The organism is Pseudoalteromonas sp. SG41-5, from assembly GCF_014164495.1.
GTDB lineage: Bacteria > Pseudomonadota > Gammaproteobacteria > Enterobacterales > Alteromonadaceae > Pseudoalteromonas > Pseudoalteromonas rhizosphaerae.
On the sequence record NZ_JACJFH010000006.1, the window covers coordinates 55,500 to 75,497 of the forward strand.

The 19,998-nt window shown below is 40.5% G+C and carries 16 protein-coding genes and 1 pseudogene; 12 read left to right on the forward strand and 5 right to left on the reverse strand.

Annotated features, from left to right (window positions below; translation table 11 throughout):
- Nucleotides 1-5: 5 nt before the first annotated feature.
- Nucleotides 6-899, reverse strand: coding sequence for a hypothetical protein (locus H5232_RS03035; RefSeq protein WP_145234948.1), 894 nt, complete (start codon nucleotides 897-899; stop codon nucleotides 6-8).
- A gap of 73 nt (nucleotides 900-972) precedes the next feature.
- Between H5232_RS03035 and glnE the strand changes: the two genes are divergently transcribed.
- Nucleotides 973-3,771, forward strand: a complete 2,799-nt coding sequence (gene glnE / locus H5232_RS03040; protein ID WP_182797803.1) for a bifunctional [glutamate--ammonia ligase]-adenylyl-L-tyrosine phosphorylase/[glutamate--ammonia-ligase] adenylyltransferase — start codon at nucleotides 973-975, stop codon at nucleotides 3,769-3,771.
- Here glnE and H5232_RS03045 read toward each other — a convergent pair.
- The 3 genes from H5232_RS03045 to tolC form a co-directional block, all read right to left on the reverse strand.
- Nucleotides 3,768-4,340, reverse strand: a complete 573-nt coding sequence (locus tag H5232_RS03045) for a TcpQ domain-containing protein (RefSeq protein WP_145234952.1) — start codon at nucleotides 4,338-4,340, stop codon at nucleotides 3,768-3,770. The genes glnE and H5232_RS03045 overlap by 4 nt on opposite strands.
- 54 nt (nucleotides 4,341-4,394) lie before the next feature.
- A complete protein-coding gene (gene lpxL / locus H5232_RS03050) occupies nucleotides 4,395-5,321 on the reverse strand; it encodes an LpxL/LpxP family Kdo(2)-lipid IV(A) lauroyl/palmitoleoyl acyltransferase (RefSeq protein WP_149981267.1) in 927 nt (308 codons plus the stop codon).
- 105 nt (nucleotides 5,322-5,426) lie between these two features.
- Complete coding sequence (tolC, locus tag H5232_RS03055) at nucleotides 5,427-6,770, reverse strand: outer membrane channel protein TolC (protein ID WP_149981266.1); 1,344 nt, start codon at nucleotides 6,768-6,770, stop codon at nucleotides 5,427-5,429.
- 440 nt (nucleotides 6,771-7,210) lie between these two features.
- Between tolC and H5232_RS03060 the strand changes: the two are divergent.
- The 11 genes and pseudogenes from H5232_RS03060 to H5232_RS03110 all read left to right on the forward strand — a co-directional run bounded on the left by H5232_RS03060 (nucleotide 7,211) and on the right by H5232_RS03110 (nucleotide 19,555).
- A pseudogene (locus tag H5232_RS03060) lies at nucleotides 7,211-7,836 on the forward strand (NUDIX domain-containing protein).
- A 44-nt stretch (nucleotides 7,837-7,880) separates the two neighbouring features.
- Complete coding sequence (locus tag H5232_RS03065; protein ID WP_182718453.1) at nucleotides 7,881-8,339, forward strand: DUF1249 domain-containing protein; 459 nt, start codon at nucleotides 7,881-7,883, stop codon at nucleotides 8,337-8,339.
- Nucleotides 8,326-9,117 carry a metallophosphoesterase gene (locus tag H5232_RS03070; RefSeq protein WP_182797802.1) on the forward strand — a complete coding sequence of 264 codons (792 nt, stop codon included), beginning with the start codon at nucleotides 8,326-8,328 and terminating at the stop codon, nucleotides 9,115-9,117. Before H5232_RS03065 ends, H5232_RS03070 begins: the two co-directional genes overlap by 14 nt.
- Nucleotides 9,102-9,662 (forward strand): YqiA/YcfP family alpha/beta fold hydrolase, encoded by a 561-nt coding sequence (locus H5232_RS03075; protein ID WP_182830549.1) that lies wholly within the window; start codon nucleotides 9,102-9,104, stop codon nucleotides 9,660-9,662. Before H5232_RS03070 ends, H5232_RS03075 begins: the two co-directional genes overlap by 16 nt.
- A 31-nt stretch (nucleotides 9,663-9,693) precedes the next feature.
- Nucleotides 9,694-11,583, forward strand: a complete 1,890-nt coding sequence (parE, locus tag H5232_RS03080; RefSeq protein WP_145234966.1) for a DNA topoisomerase IV subunit B — start codon at nucleotides 9,694-9,696, stop codon at nucleotides 11,581-11,583.
- 20 nt (nucleotides 11,584-11,603) lie between these two features.
- Nucleotides 11,604-13,532 carry a GGDEF domain-containing protein gene (locus H5232_RS03085; RefSeq protein ID WP_182718450.1) on the forward strand — a complete coding sequence of 643 codons (1,929 nt, stop codon included), beginning with the start codon at nucleotides 11,604-11,606 and terminating at the stop codon, nucleotides 13,530-13,532.
- The gene (locus H5232_RS03090) at nucleotides 13,525-14,619 is read left to right on the forward strand and encodes a sorbosone dehydrogenase family protein (protein ID WP_149981262.1); all 1,095 of its coding nucleotides are present in this window, start codon (nucleotides 13,525-13,527) and stop codon (nucleotides 14,617-14,619) included. The genes H5232_RS03085 and H5232_RS03090 overlap by 8 nt, the downstream gene beginning before the upstream one ends.
- A 10-nt stretch (nucleotides 14,620-14,629) precedes the next feature.
- A complete protein-coding gene (gene parC / locus H5232_RS03095; protein ID WP_182794630.1) occupies nucleotides 14,630-16,921 on the forward strand; it encodes a DNA topoisomerase IV subunit A in 2,292 nt (763 codons plus the stop codon).
- A 158-nt stretch (nucleotides 16,922-17,079) separates the two neighbouring features.
- The gene (locus H5232_RS03100; RefSeq protein ID WP_149981260.1) at nucleotides 17,080-17,793 is read left to right on the forward strand and encodes a 1-acylglycerol-3-phosphate O-acyltransferase; all 714 of its coding nucleotides are present in this window, start codon (nucleotides 17,080-17,082) and stop codon (nucleotides 17,791-17,793) included.
- The gene (gene rraB / locus H5232_RS03105; RefSeq protein WP_182718447.1) at nucleotides 17,793-18,128 is read left to right on the forward strand and encodes a ribonuclease E inhibitor RraB; all 336 of its coding nucleotides are present in this window, start codon (nucleotides 17,793-17,795) and stop codon (nucleotides 18,126-18,128) included. Before H5232_RS03100 ends, rraB begins: the two co-directional genes overlap by 1 nt.
- 209 nt (nucleotides 18,129-18,337) lie before the next feature.
- Nucleotides 18,338-19,555 (forward strand): HD-GYP domain-containing protein, encoded by a 1,218-nt coding sequence (locus H5232_RS03110; RefSeq protein ID WP_182797799.1) that lies wholly within the window; start codon nucleotides 18,338-18,340, stop codon nucleotides 19,553-19,555.
- On the opposite strand, the gene H5232_RS24105 is transcribed toward H5232_RS03110, so the two are convergent.
- Nucleotides 19,515-19,856, reverse strand: coding sequence for a hypothetical protein (locus tag H5232_RS24105; protein ID WP_259399182.1), 342 nt, complete (start codon nucleotides 19,854-19,856; stop codon nucleotides 19,515-19,517). The genes H5232_RS03110 and H5232_RS24105 overlap by 41 nt on opposite strands.
- Between the last annotated feature and the right edge of the window lie 142 nt (nucleotides 19,857-19,998).

Here is a 19,998-nt window from a genome sequence, read left to right on the forward strand (position 1 = left end):
CAATATTAAATTGAAAACATACTTATTAGTAAATAGCCTATAGCGCTGAAAACAGCAAATTCAATGCAAGCTATTCCAATATTATCCTGATGATCAATTTCAAGCTCAGTATCAATGTTTGGCAAAGAGATGAACTTGATTATAGTCGTTAATAGATACAGTAATAACCACATAGTGCCGCAATGTAAAGCTAATGTGAATAAATTCTCAACCATTTTACCACTGTGAAAAGTGGCACTGGCAAGACCCGCATAGATAGCTAATGCAAGGCCAATGGATTTACCGGCATAACGAATGCCAATAGAGGTGTTTTCTAAATTAAAGTTACTTTGTAATGACGCCCCTTGATTGGCGCGAGCAAAGCGATATTCACGGAATTTACTGTCTAAGGCAAAAATAGTTTGCAGTAAAAAGAAGCTGACAAAAGCAATTAGTAAGCTGCTAAACCCTTGGGTATGAGACCAGCTGTATAGCCCTAATGTAATAATACAGTTAGCGATCAACATGCCTGAATCTACCAACGCGGCACAGACATTTTGTTTTAGTATGGCGGCTTCTTCATTAAAGCGGTGCAAGATCCACTTGCGGTGGATCAAGTGGCCTACTTTAATAAAAGTAAACAACAGTACTATCAGTACAATCATCTTAAGCGGGTTTGATTGGGCTGCACTGATACTAATTTCATCAAATAAAAATGCTACAGTCGCGATCACTACACTAATTTCTGACGCAAAACTAATTCCTAGAGCAAAATTGTCATGTTGAGCAAGTTCTTCTTTTAATGCTTGTTTAGCCTTGAGTTGACTTACTACCCGCAAACAAATAACAGCTAAACAAATAACCATAAAACAGATAGCAATCGCGAGTAAACTAGTGTTAGATAAAGATAAATATGACATTGAGAACCTAGGGTGGTTATTATTATGTTAACTATTCTAGTACGGTTACGACTGATATAAAAGAGAGTATTTGATGACACCAGGCGAACAACTCCCAACAGCACTGCATGGCTTAGGCAGCGAACGTTTTTTTCAGCTATATCCAGAGCTTCCTGCTAATGAATTAATTATTAATTTGTTAGGTTTGAGTGACTTTGCCTGGCGTTGCCTGCAATCTCAGCCGCAGTTAATTGAGATGTTGCTCAGTGATACTCAAATGAGTTTGCGAGATAGTCCTAACCCATTTCAAGACTTAAATCTTACCGAGGTTGATGAAGCGCAGTGCCATAAAATTTTACGCCGTTACCGGGAACGCTATTGGCTAAAAGTAGCGTGTTTAGATTTATGTTACAGCAATGATATAGCCGATAGTATTGGCTATATCTCGGCTTTAGCCGATCAGCTAATTGATAGTGCCAATAACTGGGCATTTGCCCAGGTTGCTCAGATTAATGGGCAACCATTCGATGAGCAACAACTGCCACTGGCGATGTTGGTATTAGGAATGGGTAAGTTAGGTGGCCAAGAACTTAACTATTCGTCAGATATCGATTTAATTTTTTCTTATCCGCGTAGTGTAAAAACTCAAGGTGGGCGGCGCTCTTTAGAAGCGCAAGTGTTTTACACTAAAGTGGCACAAAAGCTGATTGCCGCACTTAATCAAACAACGGTTGATGGACAAGTATTTAGGGTCGATATGCGGCTGCGACCTTTTGGTGAAAGCGGCCCCTTGGTGATGAGTTTTAATGCCATGGAAGATTACTACCAAGATCAAGGCCGTGAGTGGGAACGCTATGCGATGCTCAAAGGACGTTTAATTGGCCCTCAAACGCGCTACTGTGATGAATTTTATCAGTTATTAAAGCCTTTTGTGTATCGTCGCTATATCGATTTTTCAGTGATTGAATCGCTGCGTAAAATGAAGCAAATGATAGCTCAAGAAGTACGCCGTAAGCGCTTAACCAACAATATAAAACTAGGCGCTGGTGGGATTCGTGAGGTCGAGTTTGTGGTGCAAGCATTGCAAATGGTACGAGGTGGGCGTGAAGCCAATTTACAAACACAATCATTACAAAAAGCGTTAGCTGAATTAGTAAATATTCAAGTTATTGGCGCAGATGAAGCAAAACTATTACGCCACAATTATTTGTTTTTAAGGCGAGTTGAGCAATATTTGCAGATTTTTGCAGATCAACAAACGCAAACATTGCCAGATGATGGCCTGAACCAACAACGGCTAAATTACCTGTTAGAGCAGAGTGACTTCAGCGCATCTTTAGCGCAAATAAATGACATAATGGCTGGCATCCACAGTGAATTTGAACAAGTTATTGGTTATGAAAGTGAGCCAGTCGATCCTTGCGAAAGTGCTTTTATAAGTGCTTGGGAACACACCGATATTAGTGTTTTAACCGACCCAAATGATGCATGGCAAATACCATTAGAAGATTTTAAAGCCCGCTTAACGAAAACTAAAATTGGTCATCGTGGCCGTGATATTCTCGATAAACTCATGCCATTAATGCTAAAGCAACTATCAGACAGTCAAGCAAGTGGTGACGTATTTAGTATGATCTGCCAAGTATTAAGCAAGGTTATTTCACGAACAGCCTATTTAGAGTTGCTGTTTGAAAACCAAGGCGCGTTAAAACAGCTTGTTTCGTTGTGTTGTCATAGTAAATGGATTGGTGAGCATATTTCGCGTTACCCGATTTTACTTGATGAGCTTATCGATCCTGCGGTGCTGTATAAGCCTACACCACTGACTGCATATAAAGACGAAATACGACAGTATTTTTTACGTATTGATAGCGCAGACTTAGAACAGCAAATGGAAGCACTGCGTCAGTTTAAACAAACCCATCAACTACGTATTGCTGCCGCTGATGCAACCGGTGTGTTAGATGTAATGAAAGTAAGCGATCATTTAACAGCATTAGCCGAAGCGATAGTTGAGCAAGCGGTGAACCTTGCTTGGCAGCAAATGGCGCAGCGTTTTGGTATTCCGCCTAATACTGATGAAGAGCACAAGGGCTTTGCCGTAATAGCTTATGGTAAAACCGGTGGTTTTGAAGTGGGTTATGATTCTGATCTCGATTTAGTCTTTGTACATAATAGTGATGGCTCAGAGCAAACTAATGGCACTAAAGCGATTGATTCACGGCAGTTTTATTTAAAATTAGCACAGCGACTAATGCATTTATTTAATACTCGAACGGCGTCGGGCATTTTATATGAACTAGATACGCGGTTACGCCCAGAAGGTGCCTCAGGGTTAATGGCAATCAATCTTGAGAGCTTTAACCACTATCAGCAAACGCAAGCTTGGACATGGGAACATCAAGCGCTAGTGCGTTCTCGGATGATTTTTGGGCAACCCGAATTACAGCAGCGCTTTGCGCAAATTCGCTTAGGCATTTTGTGCCAGCAGCGCGACCCGCAAAAGCTTAAAGACGATGTGATCACCATGCGTGAAAAAATGCGCACACATTTAGCGAAAGGCAACGATATTGAGTTTGATTTAAAACAAGATACTGGCGGCATTGCTGATATTGAGTTTCTGACTCAATATTTAGTGCTTGATAACGCTTATAGCTTGGAGCAACTAACTACTTACTCAGACAACGTAAGGATTTTAACCGATGCAGCAAGGCTTGGTTGTATTAGTGATGAGATCAAGCAAGGGCTTATTACAGCCTATATTGATTATCGCTCGCGTTATCATGTGTTGAGTCTAGATCAGCAGGGACGTTGTGTAACAAAAGCTGAATTTGCGAAAGACATCGCATTTGTTACACAAGCATGGCAGCAGATATTTGAGTTAAGCGCTTAACTTCTTAGGCGCTTACAGTTTTCGCGCACATATTCAGAGGGCAGCTCGGTGATCACGGCTGCTCGCTGTTTAAAACAAAAGAAGGTATAAACTTCGTTTTCAAAGTCATCATTTATCGCCCGGCCAACTTGATAAAGCGTTGAATTAAAATTGCTATCCACTCGAAAGTGTTCTTTGATCACATAGTCTTTACTTAAATACCAATACAGAACGATATCTTCATCGCGTGCGTAATCAGTTAATACTTTTTTTAAAGTCGAGCCATTTTCAAAGCGTCTCGGCATTAACTCACCAGTCCAATTTGGTGAGGATGGTTCAACAACTTTAGCGCGCTCGGTCAGCGCCGCATCTATATTTATATCCGGATTAGCTAATTTAAGTACGTATTTATCGCGTTCATTGCTTTTATTTACCTGGTTGCGTAACGATGAATAAAAACGTGATAAACCTTGCGCAGCCGCATTTTTAGTATCTTTCATGTCCATGACTGGGCCATGACCTAATAAAAAATAAATCGCTGCGGCAATCAAAATGGCAGCTAGTGATAAATGCTTAACCCAAAACCACATGGCTCATACTCTTGTATTTATATTTACTAATAAAAGCATATTACAGCGGCGTTGTCACTTGTAATAAGAGGGGGCGTTCTCATCCGGCCTGGTTTTAAAGCGTCGATGAACCCACATATATTGTTCTGGTGCGGCATTAATAGCTTCTTCAATGCGTTGATTTACACGAGTCACATCGGCGAGGTTATCGCCAGATGGAAAGTTTTCAAGCATAGGGCGTACTTCTAAATGATATTTTCCCTGTTCGTCACGTCGACTTATAAGACTGACGGTTTCACAGTGCTTACTGGCTGCAAATAGCAAAGTCCCAGTGGTAGTTGCGGTATCTTGAACTGCAAAAAAAGGTGCAAATTCACAGCGTTGGCGGCCATAATCTTGATCGGGTAAGTAATAACATAATTTTTTATTTTTTAAGGCTTTGAGTAGGCCTTTAACATCGCGTTTGCCAACCACAAATTCATTTGAGCGTAAACGACCATTAGTAATAAAATATTCCATTAGCGGATTATTATGGGGGCGGTAAAAACCAATACCTTGATAGTGTAATCCCATGACACGGCTTGCCATTTCAAGATGCAGTATGTGTGGGACTATCATTAGAATCCCTTTACCAGATTGTTGTATTTGCTCAAAGTATTCAAGCCCTTTAACCGAGCCGCAAACTTTTTTTACACGCCAATCAGGCCACCACCATGACATGGCTGTTTCAATCATACCTATACCGGTATTTTCTAAGTTAGAAAGTACTAATGCTTGTTGTTCGGCTGCGGGCATATCTGGAAAGCAGCGTTTAATATTGACTTCAGCAATATGGCGACGACTTTTCATAAAACGATGGACTAAGCGACCTAGCAGTCGGCCCAATGCAAGTTGTAATTTCTGCGGTAGCCAAGAAATTATATACAAAATAAATACGCCAAACCAAGTAAACCAATAACGAGGGCCCAAGAAAGACCATTTAAATGGGGAGTTGTTGACCACAGAAGTATCTCATATGCAAAAGAAGCTAGTTTAACTGGATGAATAAAAAAATACAAAAAAGCCAGCAAGTTGCTGGCTTTTAAATGAGTAATGTTAAGCTTATCTTTATTGGATTTCTTTTAAACCTTGGTTGATGGCTTGTAAATCATTACTTGTTAACGTGCCCGCTGCTTGTTTTAAGCGTAGCGTTGATACAACGTAGCGATAGCGTACATCAGCGAGGTTACGTTTGGCGTTAAATAAGTTTTGTGTACTGACCAGTACGTCAACAATAGTACGAGTACCCACTTCAAAACCAGCTTCAGTGGCTTTTAATGCACTTTCAGCAGAAACTACTGCTTGTTCAAGGGCTTTAAAGGTCGCAATATCTGATACTACTTGATTATAAGAGGTGATCACCGAACGGGTTACGCCACGTAGACTTGCTTCTAAATCTTCACTTGCAGCAACATAAAAAGCACGTGCTTGCTCAGTCGCTGCAGTAGTAGCACCGCCTGAATATATTGGCACACTAAAGTTAATGCCAATATTTGTACTATCACCACGTGGGCGCGCAGTGTTGCTATTGCTATCAGTTAGTGTATCACCGTAGCTGGCATCTAAAGTCAGCTTAGGGTAATGACCCGCTTGTGCTAAATCAATTTGATCTTTAGCGATATCAACCGTTACTTTAGAGACCTGCAGAGTTAAATTATTTTGTTCTGCAAGCTTAATATAATCGGGTGATTTTTTTGCTGGTTGAACGGTAGAGAAAGTCTCAGTGTTTAACATATCCAGCTTAGCGTGATATTTACCGGTGATTTCGCGAAGCTGCTCACGGGCGGTTTCAACGCCGTTTCTGGCAACGATTTCGCGGGCAACCGAGTTATCGAATTGTGCTTGCGCTTCATGCACATCGGTAATTGCCGTTAAGCCTACTGCATAACGCTGTTTGGTTTGCTCAAGTTGACGTTCAATAGCGCGTTTTTCAGATTGTACAAATTCTAAGTTATCAATCGAACTTAATACGTTGAAATAGCCATCAGCAACACGAACAATGAGATCTTGCTTGGCAAAGTCATATTGAGCAGCTGCTTGCAACGCTTGTTTGTCTGCAATACCGAGTGAATTCCATGCACCTAAATCAAACAGTGTCTGGCTTAGTTTAAGACCACGGCTGAATGTATCTGAATCGCTATCGACCTTGGTGTAACCTGCTGCATCAGTACCATTAAATGATGTGCTATCGGTTTTATCATACCCCATAGAAAAACCGATTTGTGGCAATAATGCGCTCATTGCACGGTCACTGTTATAAGCTTGTGCGTTTGCTTGGGCTTTTGCTTTTAAAACAGTAGGATCGTTAGCTGTGGCAATTTCATAAACTTGTAATAAGTCTTCAGCATTTGACGCTGTGGCAGTTAATGCGCAAGATATACCAATCAGCGCAGCAAGAATGTTTTTTTTCATTATTCGTTCAGTCCTTAGACAATTTACGTTCTAAAAGCATGGTAACCTGTTTTACTTAAGAACAAAAAAAAATTTGCGTAAAACAGCGTAAACAAGTGTAACAGAATATATACCCAAACCACCTCAATATGTCAGTTTCAGTTGGAATTAAAAGCGATTTAGGCAAGGCATTGATTGTAAGTTATAGTGGTTCTATTATTAAAATCAATAACGCAGTATAAATCGCTTTTAAACCAACCCCCTGGGCGTTTCACAGGAACTTACTCTCATCGTTGTTACTTCTTAAAAGGGACTGCCATTGTTGCAAAGTAACGCCTTGATATTAAGCCCCTGTGAAACGCTGGATTCTGCATCTTGAGGTGGTTTGGGTATAATCCCCGGACATGATAGTAAGTATCTAGGTTTAAATTCAAGTAATAGCATGTGTAATAGGAAACTTCATGGCTGATGAAAAGCTCACAAAATTTACCAAACAAGACGTTAAAATTGCTCCTATAGAAGTACTTTATAGCGGCTTTTTTAATATTAACTTATATCAGTTTGAACATGCATTATTTGCGGGGGGCAATCAGAGACTATCCGTCGTGAGATACTCGAACGCGGTGACGCGGTTGCAGTTTTACCGTATGATCCCATAGCAGATAGTATTTTATTGATAGAACAAATACGTATTGGCGCGATAAGAACTAAACAGTCACCTTGGTTATTAGAATGTATAGCAGGCATGACCGATGGCAGTACTAATTATGAAGATGTCGCTAGGCGCGAAGCATTTGAAGAAGCGGGCTTAGTACTGAGCGAATTGGAATTTATGCTATCGTACCTGTCAAGCCCAGGAGGGACTACTGAGCGGTTACATCTTTATCTTGCAAAAACTGATTTAAGTCAGCTACAAAGTGACGTGTATGGACTTGCAACTGAAGGTGAAGATATTAAAACGCATATTCTCAGTTTTGATGATGCAATGGCGCGTTTAGCAACCGGTGAGATAGATAATGCTGCCTCGGTAATTTCATTGCAGTGGTTAGCGCTTAATCGCGAACGTATAATTAATCAGCGCAGCTAAAATAGTAATAGACTACCCTTAACCTCTAACTTTATGGCGGTAATGTGACAGCACTTGCAGTGAAACAACGATATATTCAGAGTCTTCCTAAATACTTGACGTTATGTGAGCATAACTACTTACGTGCTTTAAAATTGCTGCCCAATGAGCGCAAAGAAGGCAATACACGTCAAGTACAATTGGGTAATAACCAGTTTGTAATTAAGGTGGATGGCTGTGCTAAATACACGATGGATATTTCAATAACCCAATTAACCGGTATGTTAAAAGGGGTTAATCCGCTGTTTTTAACTGTGCGTTTATATCACGATGCAAAAGTTGCTGAAATAATTCACCATGATTACCATCAAAGGATCAAACCTTCATATGGTTACCCTAATCCGCAAATGCATCAAAAAGATGAAAAATATCAACTTAATGCGTTTTTGTATGATTGGTTAGTGGCGTGTGTTGAAAGTGGTCGAGCGGTACTTAACTGGGATATAAATGATGGCCTGGTTTGATGAGTCGGCGCAGTTCAATAATACTCAGCTGCGCTTAGCGCATATTACCGATTGTCACTTATTTGCAGACCCACAAGGGGAGTATTTTGCGGTCAATACCGCTGAGCACTTTTCTCGCGCGCTTGCTGATATGGCACACCAGTCATTAGACGCTGTGATCTTTGGTGGCGATTTAACCCAAGATCACAGTTTTGCATCATATTTGTTGTTTGCTCAGCTGATTGCCGACTCAGCGCTTACTTGCCCTGTTTTTTGGCTGCCTGGTAATCATGATGATATCAGTGCGATGCAGCGTATTTCTGGTGGTCAAATCAATAGTGCAAAACGGTTAATTGCCGATGGCTTTGAAGTGTTGTTAATTAGCTCTAAAGGGCCAACACCAGCAGGTTGGGTAAGCGAAGCCGATTTAAATGAACTCGCTGATTTATTAGCGACTACACAGTCGCCGAGCGTGGCTTTTTGCCACCATAATCCATTACCTATTAATGGTTACCTAGACAAGCATATGCTCGAAAATGGCCCGCAACTACTTAATGTATTGCATAATAGCGCGCTAGTAAGGCAGTTATTTCATGGTCATGTTCACAATGACTATCAATTTAAATTCAGAAGTATTGAGATTTTTGCCACGCCAGCAAGCTCAGTGCAGTTTACTAAACACACCGATGACTGGCAGCAACACAATGCGGGGCCTGGTTATCGATTGTTGACAATATCAAAGCCAACAAACAGTGCAAAACTATTAATTAACTCGGAACTGATGTGGCCCAACGAGTAATTTATATTCATGGTTTTAATAGCAGTGAACATTCATTTAAAGCTGTCCGCTTTGGTGAGTATATGGCACACTATGACGTTGATTATTGTGTGCCACGGCTAAGCCATGAACCGTTTCATGCGATAATTCAAATTGAACAATTATTAACGCCAAATACTGTATTACTTGGCAGTTCTTTAGGTGGTTTTTACGCCACTTATTTATCGCAAAAATATCAGTTACCAGCAGTGGTTATAAACCCTGCGGTTAAGCCTTATTTATTGTTGAGTTCTTTGTTAGGGCCGAACTATAATCCCTATCAGGATAGCCATTACGAGCTCAACAATAGTCATATTAACGCGTTAAAATCACTGTCGATACCTAGCTTAGAGCGCCCATCATTACTGTACTTATTACAGCAAACGGGTGATGAAGTACTGGATTATCAGCAGGCCGTTAAATATTATTCACAATGCAAGCAACAGATAGAATCTGGTGGTGATCATAGCTTTGTTGGCTTTGATGACTCCATTGCTAGTATTGTAGATTTTCTTAAAATCACGTAAAACTTAGCTAAGCGCATAAAAGATAAAAACTATGAGTCAGCAAAATTATAACGCCGAAGCCATTGAAGTATTAAATGGGTTAGAACCTGTTAAACGCCGCCCTGGTATGTACACCGACACCACCCGTCCTAATCACTTAGGACAAGAGGTTATTGATAACAGTGTCGATGAAGCCATGGCCGGACATGCCACTAGAATTGATGTCATTTTGCATGAAGATAATTCGCTAGAAGTTAGCGATGATGGCCGTGGTATGCCTATCGATATTCACCCAGAAGAAGGTATTCCTGGGGTCGAATTGATTTTTACCAAGCTGCATGCTGGTGGCAAGTTCTCTAATAAAAACTACCAATTTTCAGGTGGTTTGCACGGGGTAGGGATCTCCGTGGTTAATGCATTATCAACGCGCGTTGAAGTGGTTGTGCGCCGCGATGCACAACAATACATGATGGCGTTTGAAAGCGGTGATAAAGTTGAAGATCTTCATGTTATAGGCACCGTAGGTAAACGTAATACAGGTACAACTGTACGTTTTTGGCCTGATGTAAGCTACTTTGATTCAGCTAATTTCTCGTTGACTAAATTACATCATTTATTAAAAGCTAAAGCCGTACTTTGCCCAGGTTTACGTATTAAGTTTGTTAATAAACAAACCAAAGAAACCCAAGAGTGGTATTACGAAACAGGCCTTAAAGACTACTTAAACGAAGCTGTTAAAGGTTACGAAGTACTGCCAAAAGACCCATTTACCGGTGAGTTTTCAAGTTCAACGGAAGGTGCTGATTGGGCGGTTGTTTGGTTACCTGAAGGCGGTGAATCGATAGCTGAAAGTTACGTTAACTTAATACCAACTGCGCAAGGCGGTACTCACGTAAATGGTTTGCGACAAGGTTTACTCGAGGCTATGCGTGAGTTTTGTGAATTTAGAAACTTACTGCCGCGTGGCGTTAAGCTCACCCCCGATGACATTTGGGAACGGTGTAGCTACGTTTTATCAGTGAAAATGCAAGATCCACAATTTGCCGGTCAAACCAAAGAGAAATTATCTTCTCGTTCGTGCTCGGCATTTGTATCTGGGGTGGTAAAAGATGCATTCAGTTTATGGTTAAATGAGCACACCGATACTGCTGAGTTACTGTCAGAGTTATGTATTTCTAATGCACAGAAACGTCTTCGCGCAGCCAAAAAAGTGGTGCGTAAGCGTGTTACCGCAGGTCCCGCATTACCGGGCAAATTAACCGACTGTAGCGCTGCAGATAACGACCGTACCGAGCTATTTTTAGTAGAAGGTGACTCAGCTGGTGGCTCAGCTAAACAAGCACGTGATCGTGAGTTTCAGGCAATAATGCCACTACGTGGTAAAATTTTGAATACGTGGGAAGTTGAATCAGGGCAAATTTTAGCATCACAAGAGGTGCACGATATTTCTGTGGCGCTGGGTATCGACCCTGACTCAACTGATATCTCTTCTTTACGCTATAATAAAATTTGCATCTTAGCGGATGCTGACTCCGATGGACTGCATATTGCGACTTTGTTGTGTGCACTATTTGTTCGTCATTTCCCAACGTTGGTGAAAACGGGTCACGTATATGTAGCTATGCCGCCGTTGTTTAGAATCGACATTGGTAAAGATGTTTATTATGCCCTTGATGAAGATGAAAAATCCGGCATCCTAGCGCGTATTGAAGCAGAGAAAAAACGCGGTAAAGTAAACGTACAGCGTTTCAAAGGCTTGGGTGAAATGAACCCACTGCAACTACGCGAAACGACCATGGATCCTAATACTCGCCGCTTAGTCCAGCTAACCTTAGAAGATGAAGTTGAAACCATGGAAATGATGGATATGTTGCTGGCGAAAAAGCGCTCATCAGATCGTCGTCAATGGTTAGAAGACCACGGTAATCGTGCTCAAGTGTGATTTTTCAAGGGTGTAATGCCATGCAAGTACAGCAAGGGAGTTGTTTTAAACATTTAAACAGTTTAGTTTTATTAACGATTCTTGTTACTTGTTTGTACTTGTACTGCGCACCTTTAAAAGCACAGCAAAAAACCGCTTTTGATGAGCAATGGTTAACAACACAACTGCATACCGCCCACGAAAAAAGCATTCAGGATCCAGGCCAAGCCATTGAGTTTGTAGCGCTATTATTAGTAGAGCATACGAGTCGCTTAACAGTGTTACAACGCACAAGGTTACAACTCAATTTAGCTGAAAATTACTTATTAAATGGTGAAATAACTAAATCCATTGAATTGGAACAGCAAATAGCGAAGCAGCTAAACTCACTAAGTAGTGATGCGCTGATAAGCTACTACTTAGTAAAATCGGATATTTACAATTTTACTGGGCAAACTGAAAAATCATTAGCAGTTTTAATGACAGCTAAAGAGCTAGTTGAACAACTTGATAATGATAAGCTAAAAAGTGATGTATATGGCGCTTTAGCTAATTTTTATGTGTATAACCATGATGATATTCGGGCATTAGATTACTTCTATAAAAGTTATGTAATTATTAAGCGTAGTGGAAGTTTACTTGATTTAGCCTACATAGAATCAACAATGGCAAAATCGTACGAATATTTGTTTGATTACAACAAAGCAATTGAAGTGCAAACTAAGGCATTAGATTATTTTTTAAAACATGACTTAGCGTTTGACAGTTTAGTGTCGTATTTTCATTTAGCTAAAGTTTATTTAAAGATGGGGCGCAGCCAAGAGGCGATTGCAAGTAGTCAGAAATTACTGACGTTGAGCAAAAAGTTAGCCAATGAAAAATTAGTGTACTACGGTTATATTATCTTAGCGGAAGCATATTTATTAGAACAAGATATGGCTCAAGCTAGCCATTATTTGTCATTGAGTAATCAATATTTTGACAGGCTTGAAGATGTAGTTACCATTGCTAACCACTTCTATACTCAAGCAGGTATTGAGTTAGCACTGAATTTGCCTGAGCAAGCCACGATAACCTTAACTAAAGCGCAGCAGTTGTCGAAGCAAATTCCGATAGAAAACAGTATCACATCACTATTGAAGTTAACCCGCTTGCTTACTCAGCTTGCGGTGCAGCAACAAGATTATCAGCAGGCGTACTTACATCAGCAAGATCTTATCGCTTTAAATGCTCAACATTATAATAAAGTGCGCGAGTTATCCCGTTCTCGCTATCAAGTTCAGTTTGATACTAAACAAGTAGAAATTGAACGACAGCTGCTTGAAAAAGATAAAGAACTTAGCGAATTTGCATTACAAGAAATTAAGCAACAGCAAGCATTACAAAAAACCATTATGCTAAGCGTACTATTATTATTTTTATTGCTGTTAATCTTTTCATGGCGACAATATCGTTTAAAGCGCAAATTTAGTGTGCTAGCCAATACGGACGTTTTAACTGGTGTGGCTAATCGACGTAAAATAATAGAGTTTGCTCAGTTACAGTGGCAACAGTTAAAAAAAGATGATCACAATTTTTGTTTGATTGCTTTTGATTTAGACCACTTTAAAAACATTAATGATGATTTTGGCCACCCGGCAGGGGATTTAGTGTTACAAGCGATCACGAATACATCTCTGCGAGCGATCAGAGAGAATGATATTCTAGGGCGCATTGGTGGCGAAGAGTTTTTAGTGGTACTCAACAATACCACTTTAGCTGAAGCCACTGAAATTGCTTATCGAATTAAAACTGAGATTGAAAAAGAACGTATAATCAGTGATGGAAATGAGATCAAAGTCACTGCAAGTTTTGGTGTGGCGCAAAAGCAAGCGCAACTAGGCTCATTTAAAGATTTATTTAAAAAAGCAGACAAAGCGTTATATGCCGCAAAAGATCATGGCCGTAATAGGGTAGAAATCGATGAATAAATTACTAGTTTCTGTATTAACATTAGGCTTGCTAAGTACTCCCTTAGCAGCAAAAGAAATCCTTAAAGAACTCAGTGTTCCTGATGGCTTTACTGTAAACATATTTGCCAGTGATGTGGAAAATGCACGGCAATTAGCAGTATCTAAAAAAGGTATTGTGTATGTTGGCTCGCGAAACGCGGGAAATGTGTATGCACTGATTGATCACAATAGTGATGGGGTTGCTGATAAACAAATTTTGGTGGCCAGTGGTTTAACTATGCCTTCAGGTTTAGCGATCAAAGATGGCGACTTATATGTTGCTGAAGTACAACGTATTATTCGCTTCAAAAATATTGATACACAATTGAAAGCACCTAAATATGAAGTGGTTTACGACGCATTACCGACAGAGCGTCATCACGGTTGGAAGTTTTTACGCTTCTCACCAACCGGCGAGCTGATCATTCCTGTGGGTGTACCTTGTAATATTTGCGCTGAAGATGAGCGCTATGGGCGAATATTTTCATTGGATGTAAACACCAAACAAATGACCACGTTAGCACAAGGTGTGCGTAACTCTGTTGGCTTTGACTTTCATCCTAGCACCCAAGCTATGTGGTTTAGTGATAATGGCAGAGACATGATGGGTGATGATCTTCCACCGGATGAACTAAACCGCTTAACAACCGAAGGTGAACATTTTGGTTTTCCCTATGTGCATGCAGGTGCCATCTTAGATCCTGAATTTGGTAAAGGTAAAAATATTGCCGATTACAGTGCCCCAGCTTTAGCCTTGGGTGCGCATGTAGCCCCATTAGGGATTCATTTTTATCAAGGTAAACAATTTCCTGCTAATTATAAGCAACAATTATTTGTTGCTGAACACGGCTCTTGGAACCGTAGTAAAAAATCTGGATATAAAGTGGCAGTTGCCACTATTGAGCAAGGACGTGTGATAAAATACACGCCGTTTATTACGGGCTTTATGAAAAACGAAGAAACATTGGGTCGTCCGGTTGCTTTTGCAGAACTTGCCGATGGCAGCTTATTGATCTCCGATGATTATGCCAATGTGATCTACCGTGTAAGCTATAAAAAAAATTAGGTAGGCTTTGATGAGTGATACAGATACCTTGCTATTGCAAGGAATTGAGCAACAAACAATGGGGCGTTTTACCGAAGACGCCTATTTGAATTATTCCATGTATGTGATCATGGATAGGGCATTGCCACATATTGGCGATGGTCTAAAACCAGTACAACGTCGTATTATTTACGCCATGAGCGAACTGGGTTTATCGGCAACGGCTAAATATAAAAAGTCAGCCCGTACCGTTGGTGATGTACTCGGTAAGTACCATCCTCATGGTGATAGCGCTTGTTATGAAGCCATGGTGTTAATGGCACAACCGTTTTCTTATCGTTACCCATTAGTTGATGGGCAAGGGAACTGGGGTGCTGCAGATGATCCAAAGTCATTTGCGGCAATGCGTTATACCGAAGCGCGTTTATCTAAGTTCTCAGAAGTACTGTTAAAAGAACTTGGCCAAGGGACTGTTGATTGGACGCCAAACTTTGATGGCACAATGGACGAGCCACAAGTATTACCATCACGCTTACCACATATTTTACTCAATGGTATTACGGGTATTGCAGTGGGTATGGCAACTGACATTCCGCCACATAACGTACGCGAAGTAGCCAGTGCCTGTTGTTTGCTATTGGATAACCCTAAAGCTGAACTAGATCAATTGCTTGAGCATGTACAAGCTCCCGATTACCCAACTGAAGCTGAAATAATTACTTCAAAAGCGGATATTCGTAAAATTTATCAAACCGGCCGTGGTTCGATAAAAATGCGCGCTATTTATACAGAGGAGCACGGCGATATTGTCATTACTGCACTGCCACATCAATGTTCTGGTGGTAAAGTACTTGAGCAAATCGCAGCGCAAATGAATGCCAAAAAGCTGCCTATGGTGGCTGATTTACGTGACGAATCAGATCATGAAAATCCAACCCGGATTGTCATCATTCCGCGTTCTAATCGCATTAAAGTGGAGCCGTTAATGGCTCATTTATTTGCCACTACAGACTTGGAAAAAAATTACCGCGTTAATATCAATATGCTTGGCCTTGATGGCCGTCCGCAGGTAAAAGATTTACGAACCATTTTAACTGAGTGGCTGGTGTTCCGCCGTGAAACAGTGCGCCGTCGCCTGCAATACCGTTTAGATAAAGTATTGGCTCGTTTACATATTTTAGAAGGTTTATTGGCAGCCTTCTTAAATATTGACGAAGTGATCGAAATTATTCGTGCCGAAGACAAGCCAAAGCCGGTATTAATGGAACGCTTTGGTATTACAGACATCCAAGCCGAAGCAATCCTTGAATTAAAACTACGTCATTTAGCGAAACTTGAAGAGTTTAAAATTCGTGGGGAGCAAGATGAGCTTGCCAAAGAGCGCGATAAATTACAGCTGACTTTAGGCTCTGAACGTCGTATGTCGACGTTACTAAAAAAAGAGATTCAAGAAGCAGCAGAGCTGTATGGTGACGATCGCCGTTCACCGATTGTCGAACGTCTTGAAGCGAAAGCATTAAGCGAAAAAGATTTAATCCCATCAGAATCAGTAACCGTTGTGTTGTCTGAAAAAGGTTGGGCGCGTGTTGGTAAAGGCCATGATTTAGATGTTGAAGGGCTCAGTTATCGAGCTGGCGATGCATATAAAGCCTCTGCCCGTGGTAAGAGTAATCAACCTGCGGTGTTCTTAGATTCTGCTGGGCGTGCATTTGCCACTGATGCGCATGGGTTACCGTCGGCACGAAGCCAAGGTGAACCAATGACAGGGCGGTTTAACCTCACTGCAGGTGCTAATTTTGAGCATGTAGTGATGGGCGAAGACAAACAAGTACTGTTAATGGCATCAGATGCAGGTTATGGTTTTATTACTGATTTTGTAGATCTAGTAAGTAAAAACAAAAACGGTAAAGCCTTGGTTAGTGTGCCTAAAGGTGGGCAATTATTAGCGCCAATTAGGGTTAATGATGTTGCTAACGATTACTGTATGGCGATATCGAATGAAGGCCGGATGTTGTTATTCCCATTACGTGATTTACCAAAACTAGGTAAAGGTAAGGGTAACAAGATAATCTCTATCCCAAGTGCCAAAGTACAAGCGCGTGAAGAGTTTGTTAAAGTGCTGGCAGTGGTGCCTGAAGGTACCAGTGTTACCCTGCATGCAGGTAAGCGTAAGCTGACTCTTAAACCCAGTGATTTAGAGCATTATCATGGTGAGCGTGGTCGTCGAGGTAATAAATTACCGCGTGGTTTACAGCGTGTCGATGAAGCGGTTGTAGAGTTGACGGCGATTGATGATGACATTGAGCCGACAGAAACTGAGTAAGTATTTTTTTTATATCTATGAATAAAACGGCCTGCTATTGCAGGTCGTTTGTTTTTAAAGCAGAAAATTATTTTAAGCTTACATGTGTTCGCTAAACACTCGTTTAGCGGTAAAAATAACGCTATAATGCCGACGTTATTATTTTTGGAGCGTTTTCTTTGTTAGCTATTATTCGTATTGTTATTATGGCATTGTTTATTTTATTAAGCTGTGTATTTGGTTTACTCCTTTGTTTAGTAAAACCTTTTCATATAAATAATGTACATATTATTTCAAGTTGGTTTGGTACAGTGGCTAAAATGCTTGGTGTAAACGTGGTTATTACACGCCATCCTGACGCGCAAAGTTGTGGCCCTGCAGTATATGTTGCAAACCATCAAAATAATTACGATATTTTCACTTTACCGGCGGCGGTACCAAAAAACTGTGTCAGTTTAGGTAAAAAAAGTCTTAAGTGGATCCCATTTTTTGGACAGCTATATTGGCTTTCGGGCAATATTCTAATTGATCGGGGTAATCGCTCTAAAGCGGCTGGCACGATCACTAAATCGGCCGATAAAATCAAACAAAAAGGCCTGTCAGTGTGGATTTTCCCAGAGGGAACCCGCAGTTACGGACGTGGCTTATTACCATTTAAAACAGGTGCATTTCACACGGCTTTAAATGCGGATGTACCTGTAGTACCTGTATGTATGAGCACAACATATAAAACCATTAAGCTAAATCGCTGGGACAATGGTATAATCTACATAGACATGTTAGCGCCAGAACCACTTGATAAAACGATTGGAGCACGTGAACACGCAAAGCGTATTCATAGCAAAATGGCTGCTAGAATAACTGAATTAGATGCTCAAGTGAGAGAAAAGTAATGGAAAATTGGCGTGAAATTAGTGAAGACATTGTAACTTCGTTATTAGAAGATGGTTCTGATCCTGAGATCTTATACGAAGTAGAACATCACTTTGTTTGCGAAGACTTTGTCAAGCTTGAGCAAGCTGCACTCGCTGCGTTTAAACTAGGCTATGACGTTGAAGAGCCTGCAGAGCTTGAGCTTGAAGACGGCAGTAAGATTTGGGGCTTTGACATCGTTGTTGAAGCTGAGTTAGATGTTGAGGTAATAATGGAAGATGTTGATAAACTAGCACAACTTGCGATCGACACCGACGTAGAATACGACGGCTGGGGCACTTACTTCCAAGAGTAATGTGTTAGCCACTAGGTCCTAACCACTAGGACCTAGTGTAATCCATAACTATTATTGACTCGCCAACTCGCCAACTCGCCAACTCACCAACTCACCAATTCATCATTTCCTAGTGCTTATTTCGTATTCGTTACTTTTGTTATAGACATTTGTAGTGGATCGTTGATAATCAGTAATTATTATTTTTTGAAATGAATTAATCACTTTATATGCTTATTACCCTTCCAATTTCTGAACTCGTACCAGGAATGTTTGTTGACAGTGTTAGCAAGCAGTTTGAGGGGGTTGATAGTATAAAAATCAAAACTCGCGGCCTAGTTCGCGATAAATCGATCATTAAGCGCTTGGTATCCGAAGGAGTTCAAGAGCTGCTGATAGATTTTACGCAAAGTGATGTGAGTGTTCCTGCCAAATATCAGCTCAAACCTGAAGTCGCTGCTGCAACGGCCAATAACCCTAATAAATTAAAGATAAAAAAGGTTATTTCAGTTGAGCAAGAGTTTGCTAAAGCGAGTGTGAGCTATGAGCAACATAATCGTAATTTACAAAGTTTATATGGCGACGTTACCTCAGGCTTAAAGATGAATATCGCACTGCTTGATGGTATAGCTAAAGATATTGTGGCATCGGTATTTCGTAATCATAATGCAATGACTATTTTAACCCGCATTAAAGATAAGCATATGTACAACTGGCGACATATGACTAACTGCGCCATTTTTGTCACTGTATTTGCCAAGTACTTAGGTTACAAAGAAAGTGTTGTGCAAGAGCTGGCCATGGGTGCCTTGCTGCACGATTTGGGACAAGCTAAATTACCACAAGGGATTTTTTCTAAATCTGAAAAAGTAAATAAACTTGAGATGCAAGCGATTAAAAAGCATGTAGCGCAAAGTTTAGGATTGGTAAAAGGCGAAAAAGGCATTACCCCATTAATGCTTGATATGATAGTTAATCACCATGAGCGCTTAGATGGCAGTGGTTATCCTCGAGGTCTTCTGGGTGAAAAACTTAGTCGACCAGCACGAATTATGGCGATAGTTGATGTGTATGACGCGATGACAGCGGACAGGCCCCATCAATTAGGTGATGAACCGGTCAACGCACTGCGCTATTTACTTGCTAATAAACACATGTTTGATGGCGAGCTAGTACAGCGGTTTATTAAGTGTTTAGGTGTACATCCAGTCGGCACGATTGTTAAATTAACTAATGAACGGTTGGCATTAGTAACCGAAGGTAATCATCAGAACCCCATTCAACCTAAAGTTAAAGTTTTCTATAATGCTAAGCATAGTCATCATATTACGGCAAAAGATGTTGATTTAACTTCACCAGATCATGACTTAAAGATTTTAGCGAGTATCAAACCATTAGATTATCAGCTTAATTTGGCTCGTTTGTTAAAAGAGCATCTGTTGGTTTAAGCGGTTTTTTGGTTATTGCTTTGTCACAGTGTTTTTTAGTTGATTGCTTAGCCGATAATAGCGCACCACTGAAGCAACTCACCATTAATAGTAGCCACAATAAAGTCCCATTTTCTGAATGTAACGCACTACAGCAGCATACTAGTGCGACTAAAGCACAGACAATGGCACCTAACCAATAATGGTTAACAGGGTTATCGCATTCGCCAGCTCTGGTGCAGGCACAAAAATTAGCTTTGCAAAAGCAATATACACTTATCCCACAAAAAGCCAACGCAGCAATAATTAATCCTATTTCCACCGCTTCATCTCCTTTGCTAGTCTTGTTTGGCAGTCTAATAGTGCTTATCAAGCAAGTCAATCTAAATGATAATTAATTGCAAGTGAGTTTTATTGTAACTTATCCGATGAGTTTTAAAAAACTGTTACTTTGCTGTTAAAAA

Coding starts and splice junctions, on each gene's coding strand:
- H5232_RS03035 (WP_145234948.1), bottom strand. CDS start 899: ATGTCATATTTATCTTTATCTAACACTAGTTTACTCGCGATTGCTATC.
- glnE (WP_182797803.1), top strand. CDS start 973: ATGACACCAGGCGAACAACTCCCAACAGCACTGCATGGCTTAGGCAGC.
- H5232_RS03045 (WP_145234952.1), bottom strand. CDS start 4,340: ATGTGGTTTTGGGTTAAGCATTTATCACTAGCTGCCATTTTGATTGCC.
- tolC (WP_149981266.1), bottom strand. CDS start 6,770: ATGAAAAAAAACATTCTTGCTGCGCTGATTGGTATATCTTGCGCATTA.
- H5232_RS03070 (WP_182797802.1), top strand. CDS start 8,326: ATGGCCTGGTTTGATGAGTCGGCGCAGTTCAATAATACTCAGCTGCGC.
- parE (WP_145234966.1), top strand. CDS start 9,694: ATGAGTCAGCAAAATTATAACGCCGAAGCCATTGAAGTATTAAATGGG.
- H5232_RS03085 (WP_182718450.1), top strand. CDS start 11,604: ATGCAAGTACAGCAAGGGAGTTGTTTTAAACATTTAAACAGTTTAGTT.
- H5232_RS03090 (WP_149981262.1), top strand. CDS start 13,525: ATGAATAAATTACTAGTTTCTGTATTAACATTAGGCTTGCTAAGTACT.
- parC (WP_182794630.1), top strand. CDS start 14,630: ATGAGTGATACAGATACCTTGCTATTGCAAGGAATTGAGCAACAAACA.
- rraB (WP_182718447.1), top strand. CDS start 17,793: ATGGAAAATTGGCGTGAAATTAGTGAAGACATTGTAACTTCGTTATTA.
- H5232_RS03110 (WP_182797799.1), top strand. CDS start 18,338: ATGCTTATTACCCTTCCAATTTCTGAACTCGTACCAGGAATGTTTGTT.